The sequence below is a fragment of the Mesorhizobium sp. LCM 4577 genome (genome assembly GCF_001854795.2).
GTDB classification, from domain to species: Bacteria; Pseudomonadota; Alphaproteobacteria; order Rhizobiales; family Rhizobiaceae; genus Mesorhizobium; species Mesorhizobium plurifarium.
In genome coordinates this window covers 241377-258424 of sequence record NZ_MDDU01000013.1, presented here as the reverse complement: position 1 = coordinate 258424, position 17048 = coordinate 241377, and the positions used below count along the sequence as shown (strand labels likewise).

Here is a 17048-nt window from a genome sequence, read left to right as displayed (position 1 = left end):
TCATTTGACGATGCGCTCTGTGCCGAAGACGCCTTGCTCGACGACGAAGCGGCGGCAATGGTCGATGAAGGCCTGCACCGTGAGTGTGCGGTGCTCGGCGTTCGGCAGCGCAATCCCCATCGTCAGTGGCCTGATGTCGCCCAGCAAGGGCACGAAGACCAGCAGCTTGCCATCCGGCGACATGGCATTGAGCGGCCGCATATTGGCGATGCCATAGCCGAAACCGTTGGCGACCATCGAGCGCATCACGGCGATGTCGCCGGTGCGCTCGGCGATCCTGGGCCGCAGGCCCTGGAAAGCCGAGAGGAAATATTCGCGGCTGTAGGGCAGATCGAGCAACACCATCGGCTCATCGACCAGTTCCTCCGGCGTGATGCTCGCCCTCGCCGCCAGGCGATGCGCGGCCGGCAGCATCACATAGGCCGGCAGTTGCATCAGCGGCTCGAAGGTCATGTCCTGCGACAATTCGAGGTCGTAGGTAAGCGCTGCGTCTATTTCGCCACGCTGCAGCATCTCGAACAATTGGCCCTGGTTGCGCTCGAACTGCCGGACGCGCACATCCGGATAGGCGTCCTCGAATTTCCGGCGCAGCGCCGGCAGCACGATCTGCGCGAACGTCAACAGGCAGCCGATCGCCAACGGTCCGCGCACCTTTTCGGCGATATCGCCGGCAATGTCGTGCAGCGCGTCTGCATCGTTGAGCAGGCGCGCGGCTTCCTTGAGAAACAGGCGCCCACCCGCTGTCAGCGCGAGCGCATGCGAATGCTTTCGCACGAAGAGCTGGACGCCGAACTCCGCTTCGAGCTGGGCGATCRAGGCCGAGATCGATGGCGGCGAGACGTTCACCTGCTCGGCCGCCTTGGCGATAGAGCCCGCTTCGCCAACGGCGACGAAATATTCGAGCTGTCTGAGCGTGAAGCGGAGCGGCATGGGCGTCTATGATGCCCGTTTGGTCGCTGCAATCAAGTCGGGGCCGCTCCTCAGTACTTGATCCAGGTGGTCTTGAGCGCGGTGTATTTGTCGAGCGCATGCAGCGACAGGTCGCGCCCGAAACCGGACTGCCTGAAGCCGCCAAAGGGCGTCATCGGGCTCAACGCATCGACGGTGTTGACCGAAACCGWGCCTACCCGAAGCCGCTCGGCGATGCGATGGGCGCGAGACAGGCTGTCCGTCCAGAGTGACGCCGCCAGGCCGTAAATGCTGTCGTTGGCGATCCGAAGCGCCTCCTCTTCGCTGTCGAAGGCGATCACCGACAGCACCGGGCCAAAAATCTCGTCGCGGGCAAGCGGATCGTCCGGCGAAACATTGTCGAAGATCGTGGGCTGCACGAAGCTGCCGCGCCMGTCGACCGAGATCCGGCCGCCGCCCGTGACCAGCCGGGCCGACTTCCGGCCGCCGTCGATGAAGCGCATGACGGTCGCGGCGTGGCGCGCGTCGACCATCGCGCCCATCCTGGACGCCGGGTCGAGCGGGTCGCCGGGTTGCGTCGCCGCCGCGCGCTCGGCCAGTTTCTCCACCAGCGCGTCCTTGATGCCGCGCTCCACCAGAAGCCGGGAATTGGCCGAGCACACCTGTCCCTGGTTGAAGAAGATGCCGAAGGCGGCCATGTCGGCCGCCGCGTCGAGGTCGGCGCAATCCGCGAACACCAGATTGGGGCTTTTTCCCCCGGTCTCCAGCCAGACCTGCTTCATGTTCGACTGGCCGGAATATTGCAGGAACAGCTTGCCGACGGCGGTCGACCCGGTGAAGGCAAGGCAATCGACATCCATATGCCGGCCAAGCGCCTGGCCGGCGGTCTCGCCGAGGCCGGGCACCACATTGAGCACGCCGGCAGGGAGCCCCGCCTCCATGGCAAGCTCGGCCAGCCTGAGCGCCGAGAAAGGCGACTGCTCGGCCGGCTTCAGCACCACCGAATTGCCCGCCGCCAGCGCCGGCGCGCATTTCCAGGTCGCCATGTCGAGCGGGAAATTCCACGGCACCACGGCGCCCACGACCCCGAGCGGCTCGCGCCGCACCAGAGCGAGGTCGCCCTGCCCTGTCGGCGCCACCTCGTCATAGACCTTGTCGATCGCCTCGGCATACCACTGGAAGATCGCCGCCGAGCCCGGCACGTCGATGGTGGCCGCGTCCTTGACCAGCTTGCCCATGTCCAGCGATTCCAGCAGCGCCAGCTCCGGCAGGTTCTCGCGTAGCAACGCTGCCAGCCGCAGCAGCACCTCTTTACGATGCTGAGGGCTCGTCCGCGACCAGACACCGGCTTCAAAACTGCGCCGCGCCGCGGCAACGGCAAGGTCGATATCCTCTTCCCCACAGGAAGCGACCTCTGCGAGCGTCGCTCCCGTGGCCGGATTGATGCTGGCGAAGGTCCGGCCGGAGCGCGCCGATACCGGCTTGCCGTCGATGAACGCCTTGTCGCGGAAGCGGATCGCGGACGCTCTGCCGACCCACTCCTTGTGGCTGAGTTCGTTCATGCTGACTCCAGAATGCCGGTACTACTCGTCACCGGGGACGCCGTAGCTCGGCGCATCGGACGGGTTGAGGGCGCGGGTGACATACGCGTCGAGCTGGGGCTTGTAGATATCCCATAGCGCAGCCAACTGCTCGATCGGGCAATCCTCGGTCCAGTCGCAGCGCAGGTCGGCGACGGGCCAGGACACATCGCGCACCAGCTTCATGCCAGCGGAGCGGACGGGCCCCGCCTCCCCGCCCGCCTTGAGCGCGGCGCGCATGGTCGCGATCAGCCGGTCGCCGAGATGGCCTTCGGAGGCGAGGAAGGCGTCGACCATGGCCTTTGGAATTCCATCGTTGGCAAGCAGGTTGCCGCCGCAGGCAACGTCCTCGCCACGCGCCTCGGCCCAGATGCCGAGGGCTTTCGGTCCCGAATGGATTGCGCTGCCGCCGGCCGCGTCGACCGCGAGCACCTGCCGGTATTCGCTGAAGGCGGCCGTGCGCTTGATGATGGCGACCGCCTCGGTAGCGGAGGCGCCGCGCGCCATCAGTTCCAGCGCCCGGACCCCGAGCGTCGGGTCGGTGACGTTCTGGCTGGCGACGGCGCCAACGCCCGCCTGCGCATAGGCGCAACGAGCCGCGACCGCGGGAGACGACGAGGACACCGCCACGCCAAACATGCCAGTGCGCCTGCAGCGCGCGACGATGGAGAAGGTCATGGCGCGTTAGTCCGGAATGACAGCGGTGCCGTCGATCTCGACCAGCCAATCCGGCCGTGCCAGGGCCGACACGACCAGGCCGGTCGAAACCGGGTGAACGCCTTTGATATACTCGCCCATCGTCCGGTAGACGGCTTCGCGATGGCGCACGTCGGTGATGTAGACCACCACCTTCACCAGATGCTCCATCGTGCCGCCGCACTCTTCGATGAGCTGCCTGATGTTTTGCATGACCTTATGGGTCTGCTCGACCGGATCATGGCTGTCGATGTTCTTCGCCGTGTCGAGATCCTGCGGGCACTGTCCGCGCAGATAGACGGTCCGGCCGCCGCGCGTCACGACCGCGTGGCAGAGATCGTTGTCGAGCTTCTGCTCGGGATAGGTGTCCTTGGTGTTGAATTTGCGAATTCTCGTATGCGCCATCTTGGTCTCCATGGGTCGGGCTCGCAGCTCTGGTCAGGCGTCCACGGGCTCGCGCGTCGCGGCGGCGTGGTAGGCGAGATATTTGCGCTGCGTCGAAATACGGTCGGCCACATGCTTGGCATCATGCCAGACGCCCCAGATGAAGCTCGACCCCCTGCGCGACTGCCAGGGCAACCCAAGGAAATATATCCCCGGCTCGACCGAGACGCCGCGCTGATGTCTTGGCCGGCCCTTCTCGTCGAAAGCGTCGACCTTCAGCCAGCTGTAATCGACAGCGAAGCCCGTCGCCCAGATGATCGCTGTTATCCCGGCCTCGGCGAGATCGAGCTCGCTGATCGGATTGATCACGCAGTCCGGGTCCGGGCCAATTTTGCGCAGGGCGGGCTCTTCCGGGAGGTCGAGACCGTTGCGGACGACATAGGCGTCGGCTTCGTCCAACAGCGACATCAGATTGGCGTCGCCGCGGGCGATGTTCTTCGCAAGATCGGGCGCGAAACTCATCACACCGCCCTGGTATGTCTTTGTCATGCCGACGAGCGTAAGCCCCTGCGCGGCCAGGCGACGGAAATCGATCGTCTCGCCGCCGCGCGCGCCGCTCACCGCGATCGTGACATGTTCCGTGCCGGGTCCTGGGGTCTCGAGGTCCCATTTGCCGAGAACGCCCAGCCACCAGCAAAAGTCGCGCCCGCGATAAGAGCGCGGCGGCCGATCATGCGGGCCGACCGAGAGATAGACGCGCCTGCCTGAGCGCTGCAACTCGTCGGCAATCTGCACGCCCGAGGATCCCGCGCCGACCACCAGCACGGCGCCCTTAGGCAGTTGCGCGGGATTGCGGTAGGCACTTGAGTGGATTTGCAGGATGCCGGCATCGGCAGGGACGAGAGGCGGGATGACGGGGACCTGGAAAGGTCCCGTCGCGGCCACCACGCTGTTGGCCTCGATCACGCCATCCGACGTCTCGACGCGGAATCCCGGACGGCCGACATTCCTTTGCACCAGCTTGACCTCCACGCCGCAGCGGATCGGCGCGTCGATCTGCTTTGCGTAGGCGACGAAATAGTCGGCGACCTCCTCCTTCGGGGGAAAGCCGTCGGGACCCGTCACGGGAAACTCCATGCCCGGAAACCGATCATGCCAGGCCGGGCCGTTGGCGACCAGGGAGTCCCAGCGCTGCGAGCGCCAGCGCTCGGCGATCCGGCCGCGCTCGAGCACGAGATGAGGCACCCCGCATTTGCTCAGATGCTCGCTCATGGCCACCCCGGCCTGGCCGCCGCCGACAACGAGCGTGTCTATCTTCTCAACCGACATATCCACGTCTCTTCCGATGGGGCTTTCGCCGCTGCGATGGAGGTCCGGTTTGCTTTTAGTGAGGGGCTGGCGGAGCGAAAATTATGATTTCATGTGTCAGTGCTTAGCTTATCCCTAAACGCTGAGATGGGGATCGCGGAGCCGTTACGGATGCCGACGACAAGGTCGATGGCACCACCATCGATCAGGCTTAGGCAAACCCTAAGCACGGGTGCCGGAAAAAGTTATTCTACCGCCTCGGATTCGGTGGTTCCCTGCCCTTCATCACCCGCATGAGAGCGACGGCCGCTGAAAGTCAAATGGCGCGAGAGACCCTTTACGCAAACGGCGCGCTTTATACCGTCGATGCGGCAAATCCCGTCGCCGAGGCGATGCTGGTTCGCGGCGAGCGCATCACGGCTGTCGGCTCTTGGTCCTCCGTCAGACTGCAAGCATCCAAAGACGCCGAAATCGTCGATCTCCAAGGCCGGTTCGCAATGCCGGCCTTCATCGACTCCCACCTGCATTTCGCCTGGGGAAGCAAATACCTCGATGAGGTGCGGTTGCGGGAAGCAAAGACGTTCGGCGAAGTCCTCGACCGGTTGAAGGCCTATGCGCAGGCTCATCCCGACCGCGCATGGATCGTGGGCAGCGAGTTCAGCTACGGCTACCCTGACCTCCCCGAAGGCGGATTCCACAAATCGCTTCTCGACCAAGTCGTCGCCGATCGCCCCGTTTTCTTCCGCTCGGGCATGGCGCACGCCGCCTGGTTGAACAGCAAGGCGCTGGAACTTGCCGGCATCATCCGGGATACGCCCGACCCCGAAGGCGGCGAGATCGTCAGGGATGCGAGCGGCGAGCCGACCGGATGGCTGAAGGAGAAAGCGTGGTCCCGGCTCGAAGAACTGGTCCCTCAGCCCTCGACATCGGACATGCGATCAGCGCTGCTCCACGCCATCAAGGAAGCGAACCGTCTGGGACTGTCGCGGGTCCAAAGCGCGGGGATGGATGACGAAGCGGTCCCCTTGCTGGCTGAGATATTCGCGAACGACGAGCTCAGCCTGCGGTTCACGCTCTCGAGCATTGTAAATCCGGATTCGAACCTCGACGAGGTGATCGCGCGCGTGTCTGGGTGGAGGGATGACCTCGACCCGGAGTTTCTCGACGGGCGCGTCATCAAATTCTTCCTGGACGGCGTGCTGGAATCCCATACGGGCTTCATGCCCCAGGGCTATGCCGACAAACCGGGCGAAACCGGAACATGCCTGTGGAAGGCAGCCGCCTACAACGCGGCCGTCAGCCGCGCGCAGCAGGAAGGCTTTCAGGTCTGGACGCACGCGATCGGAACGGGGGCCATCGAAATGGCGCTCGATGCCTACGCCGCGGATGGCGAACGCTCACGGCAGCGTCGACCGCGGGTGGAACATTGCGAAATACCCACCCCGCGCGACATCGAGCGCTTTGCCGAGACAGGAGCGATAGCGAGCTTCCAGCCCGCCATGATCTATCCGCGCGACCAGTGGCTCGGGATGGAAGGGCTTTGGGAGGCGCGCGTCGGCTCCGCATCCCTGCCGCGCGCCTTTCCCGTTCGCTCCATCCTGGAAGCCGGCGGCGCCGTCGCGTTTGGAACCGATTGGCCCATCGTCGATCTCAATCCGCTCATCGGTATTCGCAATGCGGTGCTGCGACAAAGCCGGGATCACCAGCCGGAAACCGGATGGGTCCCGCAGCAGCGGATCACCGTCGCGCAGGCGCTCCATGCCTATACGCTGGGGGCTGCCTTTGCCGGCCACCGGGAGAACGACGAGGGCAGTTTGGCGGCGGGGAAGCTCGCCGACTTCATCGTGCTTTCCGATGATCCGCTGCGGGTCGAGCCGGACAAGATCGCCGATATCAAGGTGCTGAAGACGATCGTCGGCGGCAAACCGGTCTGGGAAGAACCCGCGGCTTGAGCCGCGTCTTGGGGGTTGGATGGAAGCGGCTGAATTTGACTATATCGTCGTCGGTGCCGGCTCGGCCGGCTGCGTGGTCGCCAATCGGCTGAGCGCCGATCCGTCGGTCAGAGTGTGCCTGGTCGAGGCCGGCGGCAGCGACAACAGCCTGCGGGTCAAGGTGCCGGCGGGCATCCTCTCGCTCTACGGCAACCCGAACTACGACTATTGCTTCGTCGGCGTGCCGCAGCCTGAGCTCAACAATCGCCGCATTCCGGTCAATCGCGGCAAGGCGCTCGGCGGATCGAGCTCGATCAATTCGATGGTCTATATTCGCGGCGCCGCCGAGGACTATGACGAGTGGGCCAGGCTCGGCTGCGCCGGCTGGGCCTATCGTGATGTGCTGCCCGTGTTCAGGAAGCTGGAGCGCAATCTGCTCGGCCAGGACCCGCGCTATCATGGCAGCGACGGGGAGCTGCTGGTCGACAATCCGCGCGATCCGAACGAGCTTTCAAGCATGTTCGTCAAGGCCGGCAAAAACGCCGTCCTGCCCGCCAACGCCGACTTCAATGCCGAGAGCCAGTTCGGCCTCGGCATCTACAACGTCACGCAGGATCGGGGACAGCGCTTCAGCAGTTTCAGCGCGTTCATGCGTCCGGTGCTTCATCGCAGGAACCTGACGCTGCTCAGCGAATGCGAGGTGATCGACCTTGTCATCGCCCAAGGGCGCGCCACGGGGCTGCGCGTGCAGCATGACGGCCAGCAAAAGACGCTCTCGGCCAGCCGCGAGATCGTGCTTTCGGCCGGCGCCATCAACTCGCCCAAGATCCTGATGGCGTCCGGCATCGGGCCGGCGGCCGAGCTCAAGCAGATCGGCATCGCACCGCTTCTCGATTTGCCCGGCGTCGRCAAGAACCTGCAGGACCATGTCGACGGCATGATCACCGTGCGCTCCAGAAGCACCAGGACGCTCGGCCTGTCGCTTGCCAACCTGCCCCGCATCGCGGCAGCGCCCTTCCAGTATTTCGCGCGCCGCAAGGGCATGCTCACCACCAACTATGTCGAGGCCGGCGGCTTTGCGAAGACCAGGCACGCGAACGGCCTTCCCGACATCCAGTTCCACTTCGTGCCGGGCTATCGCAGCCATCGCGGCAGGCTGATCRAATACGGCCACGGCTACGCCATTCACACCTGCGTGCTGAGGCCAAAAAGCGTTGGCGAGATCAGGCTGTCGCGCGACGATTCCCGCCGCGACGTCCTGATCGACCATCGCTTCTTCACGCATGAACACGACGCCATGGTGCTGGTCGAAGGCATCAAGATCGCGCGCCGGATCTTTGCCTCGCCCGAGTTCGACGCGGTGCGCGGCAAAGAGATGCTGCCGGGCAAGGATGTGCGCGGCGATGACGAGATCCTCGCCTATCTGCGCGCCGAGGCGCTGACCGTCTATCATCCGGTGGGAACCTGCAAGATGGGAACGGACGATATGGCCGTCGTCGATCCGGCGACGCTCAAGGTGCGCGGCGTGGACGGGCTCCGGGTCGCGGATGCGTCCGTGATGCCGAAGCTGATCGGCGGCAACACCAACGCGCCGAGCATGATGATCGGGCAGAAGGTTTCGGAGATGATCCTCGGCTCGGGGCGCAGCGGGGGCAAGTAGGCCACCATTGTTTCGGTGAACCGTCACAAACGTCCGGAATTGGCTTAAGCCCTCCAAACCTCGTCATTCTAGGGCGGAGCAAGGAGCGAAGCGACGCGCGCAGACCCTAGAATCCATTCCGTGACGTTGAGGCGTCGTCGCGGAGCAGAATTCTGCTCCGCTGGACTCTACGATTAAGGTAACGGAATGGATCCTCGGGTCTCCGCGCGTCGCTTCGCTCCCGCTCCGCCCGTGGATGACGAAGCTGAGAGGCTTCGGCCAACCCCCAGCGCCTGCGCCGATTTCACGGAAATAAACGATGAAGATCTTGCCGCCGACGAGCTTGCAATTGTGTCGAGAGGCTATTTAGTGATCTTCGTCGATCTCGTCGTGCAGAAGGCCGAGGATACGGCGCTTGAGCGCGATGAAGTCGGGCTCAAGGATCACGTCCATCGAGCGCGGCCGTGGTATGTCGACCTTGATCTCGGCCTTGATCTTGCCGGGCCTCGCCGTCATCACCAGGACGCGGTCGCCCAGYACCAGCGCCTCGTCGATGTCGTGGGTGACGAAGAGCACCGTCTTCTGCTGCCGCTCCCAGACGCGCAACAGCAGCTTCTGCATGGTGCCGCGCGTCTGGCTGTCGAGCGCGCCGAAGGGTTCGTCCATCAACAGCACGGCCGGGTCGTTGGCAAGGGCGCGCGCAATCGCAACGCGCTGCTTCATGCCGCCGGAAAGCTGCGCTGGATAGTGGTCCGCAAAGGGCGCGAGGCCGACCTCGTTGAGATACTGGTCGACGATCTGCTTGCGCTGCTCCGCGGGCAGCCCCTTGCGCTTCGGCCCGTACTCGATGTTGGCGCGCACCGTGAGCCAGGGAAACAGGGTGTAGCTCTGGAACACCATGCCCCTGTCCGGGCCGGGCTCGATCACTTCCCTGCCATCGACCTTGATGCTGCCCGARGTCGCGTCATTGAGGCCGGCCGCGAGGTACAGCAAGCTGGATTTGCCGCATCCCGAAGGACCGACGATGACGCAGAATTCGTTCCTGGCCACCTTCAACGACACATCGTCCAGCGCCAGCACGCCGTTGGCGTCGCCGTAGCGCAGCGTCACGTCCTCGATGGCCATCGTGGTGCCGGCGGCGCGCGCATCGACATTGGCGGAGGCCATGCCGTCCAAATTGTTCGCCTTGACGGTTTCGGTCATTAGTACCCTTGATCCGGCTGCGGTTTGCGAGGATGCGTTCAAGATCAAGGTGCCCATGGCGCGACCCTTGCCCGGAGAATGCGGAATGCCGTGTCGGTGATCAGGCCGAGAAGCCCGATCGCGGCGATCGCCATGAAGATCACGTCGACCTGGAAGCCGCGCATCGCCTTCAGGCTGATGTAGCCGAGGCCGCTCGACGCCGCGACGAGCTCGGCCACGACCAGATAGGTCCAGGCCCAGCCCATGGTGACGCGAAGCGTGTCGRGGATCGCCGGAAGCGCTGCCGGGAAGATGACGTGCCACACTGCTTCGCTGCGCTTGGTGCCCAGCGTGTAGGAGGCGTTGACCAGATCCCTGGAGACGCTGCGCGCGCAATCGGAGATCATGACGAGTTGCTGGAAGAAGGTGCCGAAGAAGATGACCGCGATGCGCTGCTCGATGCCGATGCCGATCCAAAGGATGAACAGCGGCACGAAGGAGGTCACCGGCAGATAGCGGATGAAGTTGACCAACGGCTCCAGCGGCGCCTGCACCGCCCGGTAGGTCCCCATCCAAAGTCCCAGCGGCACGGCGATCAGCGAGGACACGATGAAGCCCAGGATCACCACCTTGGCGCTGGTCAAAGTGTGGTAGAAAAGGCTGCCGTCGAGCGACATGCGATAGGTCGTCTCGAGCACGGTTCCTGGCGTCGGCAGGAACATGTTCGGCACGACGCGGCCATAGGACAGCAACGCCCAGCCGCCGATCACGACCACCCACATCGCCAGCGCGAGCGTTGTTGCCGTGCGGGCGGGAATGGTGGCGAATGGGGTCGTCAGGCGTGTCCACGCCGTCCGCCTCTGTGCCATAAGATGGCCTCCGTAGATCTAAACGCGAAAACCTGGCTTTGAGAAAACGGGATCGGCCCGAACGGGGCCGACCCTGGCGATCCCGAAAGCTCACTGTTCCTTGATGAAATCGGTGTCGAGGATGGTTTTCGAGTCGATCGTCATCTTGAGCTTGCCGGCCTTGCCCCAGATGTCCTGCGCGAAGTTCACCAGGTCGGCCGCCTCGCTCTTCTCCGGCGTGCCGAAGAATTCCAGGTTGCGGGCGCGGTCGTAGTAGCGCACGCCCTTGGCGCCGGCAGCGAAATCCTCGGGCTTCTCGAGATAGCCGCCAATGCCCTTGGCCATGATCTCATAGGCCTTGTCTGGGTTGGTCTTGATGTAGTCGACCGCCTTGTAATAGCCCTTGATGAGGGCCTTCACGTCCTCGGGATGCTTCTCGATCAGGTCGCATTTGAGCGCGATCACATCGACGATCAGGCCGGGCGTGGTCGTGGAATCGATCAGCACCTTGCCCTTGCCGCCCTTGCGGACTTCGGTGAGATGCGGCTCCCAGGTCACTGCGGCGGGAACCTGGCCGGCGATGAAGGCGGTCGCCGCATCATCGGCGGTCATGTTGGTGATGGTGACATCGTCCTCGGTCATGCCTTCCTTTTTCAGGAGCACGTTGAACCAGAATTCGGAAATGGAGCCCTCGTTCAAGGCCACTTGCTGGCCCTTCAGGTCCTTGAGCGACTTGACGTCGGGCTGCGTGACGACGCCGTCGCCGCCATGGCTGTCGTCGAGCGCCACCACATATTTGAAGCAGAGTTCGTCCGAGCGATACTTCATCAGCTCGTCGACGGTGGAGGCAGCGCCGTCGAGGTCGCCACCGGCGACAGCCGCCATGTAGAGCGCTGATTCTTCAATGATCTTCAGGTCGACATCGACGCCGGCTTCCTTGAAGTAGCCGAGGTCACGGGCCAGAAACAGCGGCCCGTAACCTACCCAGGTGGTCATGCCGAGACGGATGGCGCCGGCATTGGCGGGAGCGGCAAGCCCCAGACCCAGCAGACCTGCGGCGACCGCGGTCATCAGGCAGTTTCGGAATGTCTTCATTGTCGTGGTTCCCCATGGCTGTTGCTGGCATCGGCCTCATTCGAGTGGCGTATGCCAGGCTGTCGTTTCGGCAGCCGCTCTCTTGTTATGCGTCGCCCTCCCAGGCGGGCCTTGTTCTAGGTCCCGCAAGAGAGCATCCGGGCCGGATCGCAAAAAGAAGTCTTTTTCTGTCCTTTGCTTCGCCGAAACCGAAGCAGCGGCCGAGCTTGGCCAACGCGCTTGAACTACGGCGCCAGGCGACCCGCGGTTCCGATGACCGTGGACGGCATGCCGGCCAAAGGGATTCTTGTAGGACGGTTCGCCCAATCGGAGGTGTTCTCGGGCCGCCGGAAAAATCGACGGCGGTACCAGGACGAATGGCAATTCAGATGCTTCGAGGACCAGCGAGGGATGCGGCCTCATCGGCCGCATCCCGGAGATTTTCGGCGCGAGCCGCGCCCTTCGGCGCGGCAAGCGGGCTTGAGCAATTCCAGGAAAAGTGTGAGCGGTTTTCCGTCTGGAATTGCGTAAAGACAAAGGATAGAGCGTTTCGCCGTTTCCGTGAAACGGTGAAACGCTCTAGGCCGCCAAGGCTCCCGACTTCTTCGCCGTCCAGGTGGCGATATAGTCCATCAGGCCGGGGCTGAGGCAGTCATAGGGCTCGAGCCCGATCGACTTCAGCTGACCGCGGATGCCGTCCATGCGGCTCGGGTCGACGCCGGATTCGATGATCGAGGAGACGAAGGCGGCAAAGCCAGGCGGCGACCAGCCGTCCTCCTCGAAGCGCTCGGGATGGATGAAGGACAGGCCCTTGAAGGGATGGTCGCGCTCGACCGGGCCGTACATGTGGACGCCGCAGCCGGTGCAGGCATGGCGCTGGATCAGCGCCGAGGGATCGACCACCTTCAGCTTGTCGCCGTTCTCGGTGACGGTGACGTCGCCGGTGCCGGCGACGGCCACGACCGAGAAGATGGCGCCTTCCGGCTTCCAGCATTTGGTGCAGCCGCAGGCGTGGTTGTGGGCGATCTGGCCCTTGACCTTCACCTTCACCGGCTTCGAGGTGCACAGGCAAACCAGCGTGCCGCCGGCAAAGGATGCGCTTTCCTTCGGCAAGCCGTTGTCGATCGAGTGATGCAGTTTTTCGGCCATTTACACTTCCTCCTGTTTGACCATCGGCTCGCGGGGGTCGGCCTGCGGCCCGGTGGCTTTCCTCACCAGTGGGTTTGCTCTGTCACTTTGTTCTTGCGCAATTGCGGACGGAAAACCGCGCACTTTTCCTGGAATTGCTTTTAGTAAACCACCACGCTCCTGATCGACTTGCCCTCATGCATGAGGTCGAAACCCTTGTTGATGTCCTCGAGCTTCAGCGTATGGGTGATCATCGGGTCGATCTGGATCTTTTTCTCCATGTACCAGTCGACGATCCTGGGCACGTCGGTGCGGCCGCGCGCGCCGCCGAAGGCGGTGCCCATCCAGGTGCGCCCGGTGACCAGCTGGAAAGGTCTGGTCGAAATCTCCTGGCCGGCGCCGGCAACGCCGATGATGACCGACTTGCCCCAGCCGCGATGCGAGGCCTCCAGCGCCTGGCGCATCACCTTGGTGTTGCCGGTGCAGTCGAAGGTGTAGTCGGCGCCGCCGATCTGGTCGGCGCCGCGCTTGGTCATGTTGACCAGGTAAGGCACGATGTCGCCGTCGATCTCCTTCGGATTGACGAAATGCGTCATGCCGAACTTCTCGCCCCAGGCCTTCTTGTCGTTGTTCAAATCGACGCCGATGATCATGTCGGCGCCGGCAAGGCGAAGCCCCTGGATGACGTTCAAGCCGATGCCGCCGAGGCCGAACACGACCGCCGTCGCGCCCTGCTCGACCTTGGCGGTGTTGATGACCGCGCCGATGCCGGTGGTCACCCCGCAGCCGATGTAGCAGATCTTGTCGAAGGGGGCGTCGGGATTGACCTTGGCCACCGCGATCTCCGGCAGCACGGTGAAGTTGGAGAAGGTCGAGCAGCCCATATAGTGGAAGAGTTTTTCGCCCCCGACCGAGAAGCGCGAGGTGCCGTCGGGCATCAGGCCTTGCCCTTGCGTGGCGCGGATGGCGGTGCACAGATTGGTCTTCCTCGACAGGCAGGACGGGCACTGCCGGCATTCGGGCGTGTAGAGCGGGATGACATGGTCGCCCTTCTTGACCGAGATCACGCCCTTGCCGACATCGACGACGATGCCGGCGCCCTCATGGCCCAGGATCGCCGGGAAGATGCCTTCCGGATCGGCGCCCGACAGCGTGAACTCGTCGGTATGGCAGATGCCGGTCGCCTTGACCTCGATCAGCACCTCGCCCTCGCGCGGCCCCTCGAGGTCCACCTCCATGATCTCCAGCGGCTTTCCAGCACCAACGGCTACGGCGGCACGCGTTTTCATGAGGCACTCCTCCCAAGGCAGTCGAAAAACTTCATGTTCCGGCGGGCCTGAGGTCCGCCTCGCAACAAAAATACCGTTTCCAAGCCGTAGTGAGGTCGCAATAATCGAACGGTCTCCCTGATAAGTCTATTCTACCAAGGTCCCCCCATCCGTGCTGTTCCGGCATGCCGCGATCCGCCCGATCACCGGCCTCCTTGCCGGCGGCAAATAGGACTAAAGCAGAAGCGGCAGGCCAGCTTGCAAGGTTTGATAAATCCAACRCTTCCGCTAAGTTTCTCCACGGGCACCTTGGCTTGGCGCTGGTCCGACACGATCGGACGTGGCGCAAGAGTGGGTATTGTTATCGATGAGCGCGGTGCCGGGCACTCTCACGACCCTTTTGTGCTTTCTTCTCCTGACCGCCAATCTCTCCGGTGCGGCGGCCCAGGAATCTGCGAGCAAGCAACCGGCTGCAGCGGCCAAGCCTGAAAAGAAGATCACCGAAATCAAGATAGGTTATTTGCGGGCGTACGCGCCGCAGCTGACGCTTTCCCTGCTCGACCTGCCGCCAAGGGACGAGGGCGTTGCCGGCGCCAAGGTCGCGATCGGCGACAACAACACGACAGGAACGTTCCTTGGCCAGAAATTCAGTCTCGACATCACCGAAATAAAACCTGACTCCGATGCGGTTCAGGCATTCGACGACCTGATCGCCAAAGGCGACCGCTATGTGGTCGCGGACCTCTCGGCCAGGCAATTGCTGTCCATCGCCGACATCGCGCGCGACAAGGGCGTGCTCATCTTCAACATCGGCGCCACCGACGACAGCCTGCGCGAGGAGAACTGCCGCATAAACGTCTTCCACATCGCACCGACACGCAGCATGCTGGCCGACGCGCTGGCGCAGTATCTCATGGTGAAGAAATGGCCGAACTGGGTGCTGCTCTACGGTTCGCATGAGCAGGACCATCTCTACGCCGATGCGCTGCGCCGCGCGGCTGCCCGTTTCGGCGGCCAGATCGTGGCGGAGAAGGAGTTCAAGGACAGCGGCACCGCCAGGCGCACCGACACGGGCGCCACGCAGATCCAGCAGCAGATTTCCGTGTTCACGCAGGACCTGCCGGAGCACGACGTGGTGCTGGTTGCCGACGAGAGCGAGGTCTTCGGAACCTATGTCCCCTACCGCACCTGGACGCCGCGGCCGGTCGCGGGCACGGCCGGGCTTGTCGCCTCTTCATGGCACCCCGCGAGCGAGCAGTGGGGCGGCATCCAGATGCAGAGCCGGTTCCTGAGGACGACCGGCCGGCGCATGCTCTCCAAGGACATGTCGGCCTGGACGGCCGTGCGGGCCGTCGGCGAAGCCACCACGCGCACCAATGGCGACGATCCGAAAAAGATCAGCGACTACATCCGCTCCGACGATTTTTCGGTCGCCGCCTTCAAGGGCCAGAAGCTGACCTTCCGCAAATGGAACCTTCAGCTGCGCCAGCCGATCCTGCTCAGCGACACCAAGTCGGTCGTCTCGACCTCGCCGCAGGAGGGCTATCTCCACCAGGTTTCCGAGCTCGACACGCTCGGCGTCGATCAGCCGGAGACCAAATGCGTCCTTAAGTAGAAGCAATCGGGAGGAAAATCGGTGCAGGGACGAGCTTGTGCACTCGCCTTTCTTGCGACCTGCCTCATGGCGGGTCCGGCATCGGCCTATACGGCCTATGTCTCCAACGAGAAGGACAACACCATGACCGTCGTCGACACGGCGACGATGAAGGTGATCAAGACCGTCGATGTCGGGCAGAGGCCGCGCGGCATCACGATTTCGCCCGACGGCAAGTTCGTCTATCTGTGCGCCAGCGACGACGACACGGTCCAGATCATCGATACGTCCAGCCTTGACGTCGTTGGCGATCTGCCCTCCGGGCCCGATCCTGAATTGTTCGTGCTCTCGCCTGACGGCAAGACGCTCTATATCGCCAACGAGGACGACAATCTGGTCACCGTCGTCGATGTCGCGAGCAAGGCGGTGCTCTCGGAGATCCCGGTCGGCGTCGAGCCGGAAGGCATGGGCGTCAGCCCCGACGGCAAGACCATGGTCAACACCTCCGAAACCACCAGCATGGCGCATTTCATCGACACGCAAAGCCATGAGGTGACCGATAGCGTACTGGTCGATACGCGTCCGCGCTTCGCCGAATTCAAGCCCGACGGCTCCCAGGTTTGGGTCAGCGCCGAGGTCGGCGGCACGGTCAGCGTCATCGACAACGCCAAGCGCCAGGTGGTGAAGAAGATCCAGTTCGCGATCAACGGATTGCGGGCCGAGACCATCCAACCCGTGGGCATCGCCATAACCGCCGACGGCAAGAAGGCCTATGTCGCGCTCGGCCCGGCAAACCATGTCGCGGTGATCAACACCGAAACCTACGAAGTGGAGAAATACATCCTCGTCGGCCAGCGCGTCTGGCACCTGGCCTTCACCCCGGACCAGAAGACGCTGATCACCACGAACGGCAACTCGAACGACATCACCTTCATCGATACCGCGACCGATGAACCGGTCCAGTCGCTCACCGTCGGCCAGCAGCCGTGGGGCGTGGCCATATCGCCCAACTAGCGATGCCCCAAGCAAGCCGGGAGGTTCATTCCATGACGATCAACCGTACCATTGCCTTCGCCGTCCTGGTCGGACTGGCGGTTGCTCCGCTCGCGGCCAGCGCCGACGACGATACGCCGAAGGTGACGCGATCCAGCAAGACCCTCCCCGAGTTGGTCCTGGGCTCGGACAAATCCAGCTACGACGTCAACCGTACGGATTTCGAGCTGATTGCCGGCCAGGGCTATCGCTGGAAGATCACGTCTCACGGCGGCTTCGAATACAAGTTCATGACCGACTTGTGGCGCAATGTCTGGATCGACCAGATCGTCATAAACGATCTCGAAGTGCATATGGCCGGCGCGCCGGCCTGGCTCGAATTCGACGATGCGGGAACCATATTGGTCCAGTTCCACACCGTGCGCCCGGGCGAATACAGCTGGTCCGTCCCCGACCTTGCCGACAAGGGCCTCAAGGGAAAGATCACGATCAAATGAGACCTGGCAAATGAGAC

At 63.5% G+C, this 17048-nt stretch carries 15 protein-coding genes; 5 read left to right on the top strand and 10 right to left on the bottom strand.

Features of this window, described 5'->3' with window-relative positions:
- Genes LCM4577_RS16520 through LCM4577_RS16500 form a run of 5 tightly spaced genes read right to left on the bottom strand, consistent with a single transcriptional unit; the run spans position 1 to position 4898 of the window.
- Positions 1-930, bottom strand: a complete 930-nt coding sequence (locus tag LCM4577_RS16520) for a LysR family transcriptional regulator (protein ID WP_071072252.1) — start codon at positions 928-930, stop codon at positions 1-3.
- Positions 931-980: 50 nt separating this feature from the next.
- Complete coding sequence (locus tag LCM4577_RS16515; protein WP_071072250.1) at positions 981-2471, bottom strand: aldehyde dehydrogenase; 1491 nt, start codon at positions 2469-2471, stop codon at positions 981-983.
- A gap of 21 nt (positions 2472-2492) precedes the next feature.
- Positions 2493-3167 carry a DUF1028 domain-containing protein gene (locus LCM4577_RS16510; protein WP_071030284.1) on the bottom strand — a complete coding sequence of 225 codons (675 nt, stop codon included), beginning with the start codon at positions 3165-3167 and terminating at the stop codon, positions 2493-2495.
- 6 nt (positions 3168-3173) lie between these two features.
- A complete protein-coding gene (locus LCM4577_RS16505; protein ID WP_041007797.1) occupies positions 3174-3590 on the bottom strand; it encodes a RidA family protein in 417 nt (138 codons plus the stop codon).
- Positions 3591-3623: 33 nt separating this feature from the next.
- A complete protein-coding gene (locus LCM4577_RS16500; protein ID WP_071072248.1) occupies positions 3624-4898 on the bottom strand; it encodes an NAD(P)/FAD-dependent oxidoreductase in 1275 nt (424 codons plus the stop codon).
- Between the two features lie 299 nt (positions 4899-5197).
- Between LCM4577_RS16500 and LCM4577_RS16495 the strand changes: the two genes are divergently transcribed.
- The gene (locus LCM4577_RS16495; RefSeq protein ID WP_071072246.1) at positions 5198-6829 is read left to right on the top strand and encodes an amidohydrolase; all 1632 of its coding nucleotides are present in this window, start codon (positions 5198-5200) and stop codon (positions 6827-6829) included.
- Between the two features lie 19 nt (positions 6830-6848).
- On the top strand, positions 6849-8468 hold the full coding sequence (locus LCM4577_RS16490) for a GMC family oxidoreductase (protein ID WP_071072244.1): 1620 nt from the start codon (positions 6849-6851) through the stop codon (positions 8466-8468).
- Positions 8469-8813: 345 nt separating this feature from the next.
- Here LCM4577_RS16490 and LCM4577_RS16485 read toward each other — a convergent pair whose 3' ends face one another.
- From LCM4577_RS16485 to LCM4577_RS16465, 5 genes are all read right to left on the bottom strand, one after another.
- Complete coding sequence (locus LCM4577_RS16485; RefSeq protein WP_071072535.1) at positions 8814-9614, bottom strand: ABC transporter ATP-binding protein; 801 nt, start codon at positions 9612-9614, stop codon at positions 8814-8816.
- 80 nt (positions 9615-9694) lie between these two features.
- Complete coding sequence (locus tag LCM4577_RS16480) at positions 9695-10498, bottom strand: ABC transporter permease (protein WP_071072242.1); 804 nt, start codon at positions 10496-10498, stop codon at positions 9695-9697.
- 90 nt (positions 10499-10588) lie between these two features.
- Positions 10589-11572, bottom strand: coding sequence for an ABC transporter substrate-binding protein (locus tag LCM4577_RS16475; RefSeq protein WP_041006087.1), 984 nt, complete (start codon positions 11570-11572; stop codon positions 10589-10591).
- Between the two features lie 558 nt (positions 11573-12130).
- Positions 12131-12700 (bottom strand): S-(hydroxymethyl)glutathione synthase, encoded by a 570-nt coding sequence (gene gfa, locus LCM4577_RS16470; RefSeq protein ID WP_071072240.1) that lies wholly within the window; start codon positions 12698-12700, stop codon positions 12131-12133.
- Positions 12701-12840: 140 nt separating this feature from the next.
- On the bottom strand, positions 12841-13968 hold the full coding sequence (locus LCM4577_RS16465; RefSeq protein ID WP_071072238.1) for an S-(hydroxymethyl)glutathione dehydrogenase/class III alcohol dehydrogenase: 1128 nt from the start codon (positions 13966-13968) through the stop codon (positions 12841-12843).
- Positions 13969-14314: 346 nt separating this feature from the next.
- On the opposite strand from LCM4577_RS16465, the gene LCM4577_RS16460 reads away from it, so the two are divergent.
- From LCM4577_RS16460 to LCM4577_RS16450, 3 genes are all read left to right on the top strand, one after another.
- The gene (locus tag LCM4577_RS16460) at positions 14315-15562 is read left to right on the top strand and encodes an ABC transporter substrate-binding protein (protein ID WP_052467734.1); all 1248 of its coding nucleotides are present in this window, start codon (positions 14315-14317) and stop codon (positions 15560-15562) included.
- A gap of 66 nt (positions 15563-15628) precedes the next feature.
- Complete coding sequence (locus LCM4577_RS16455) at positions 15629-16555, top strand: YVTN family beta-propeller repeat protein (RefSeq protein WP_071030303.1); 927 nt, start codon at positions 15629-15631, stop codon at positions 16553-16555.
- A 32-nt stretch (positions 16556-16587) separates the two neighbouring features.
- Positions 16588-17031, top strand: a complete 444-nt coding sequence (locus LCM4577_RS16450) for a hypothetical protein (protein WP_040983866.1) — start codon at positions 16588-16590, stop codon at positions 17029-17031.
- Positions 17032-17048: the final 17 nt, after the last annotated feature.

What these genes read in the sequence shown, in the direction of transcription:
- LCM4577_RS16455 (WP_071030303.1), top strand. Translation starts at nt 15,629, where the DNA reads ATGGCGGGTCCGGCATCGGCCTATACGGCCTATGTCTCCAACGAGAAG.
- LCM4577_RS16450 (WP_040983866.1), top strand. Translation starts at nt 16,588, where the DNA reads ATGACGATCAACCGTACCATTGCCTTCGCCGTCCTGGTCGGACTGGCG.
- LCM4577_RS16495 (WP_071072246.1), top strand. Translation starts at nt 5,198, where the DNA reads ATGGCGCGAGAGACCCTTTACGCAAACGGCGCGCTTTATACCGTCGAT.
- LCM4577_RS16465 (WP_071072238.1), bottom strand. Translation starts at nt 13,968, where the DNA reads ATGAAAACGCGTGCCGCCGTAGCCGTTGGTGCTGGAAAGCCGCTGGAG.
- gfa (WP_071072240.1), bottom strand. Translation starts at nt 12,700, where the DNA reads ATGGCCGAAAAACTGCATCACTCGATCGACAACGGCTTGCCGAAGGAA.
- LCM4577_RS16505 (WP_041007797.1), bottom strand. Translation starts at nt 3,590, where the DNA reads ATGGCGCATACGAGAATTCGCAAATTCAACACCAAGGACACCTATCCC.
- LCM4577_RS16510 (WP_071030284.1), bottom strand. Translation starts at nt 3,167, where the DNA reads ATGACCTTCTCCATCGTCGCGCGCTGCAGGCGCACTGGCATGTTTGGC.
- LCM4577_RS16500 (WP_071072248.1), bottom strand. Translation starts at nt 4,898, where the DNA reads ATGTCGGTTGAGAAGATAGACACGCTCGTTGTCGGCGGCGGCCAGGCC.
- LCM4577_RS16475 (WP_041006087.1), bottom strand. Translation starts at nt 11,572, where the DNA reads ATGAAGACATTCCGAAACTGCCTGATGACCGCGGTCGCCGCAGGTCTG.
- LCM4577_RS16460 (WP_052467734.1), top strand. Translation starts at nt 14,315, where the DNA reads ATGAGCGCGGTGCCGGGCACTCTCACGACCCTTTTGTGCTTTCTTCTC.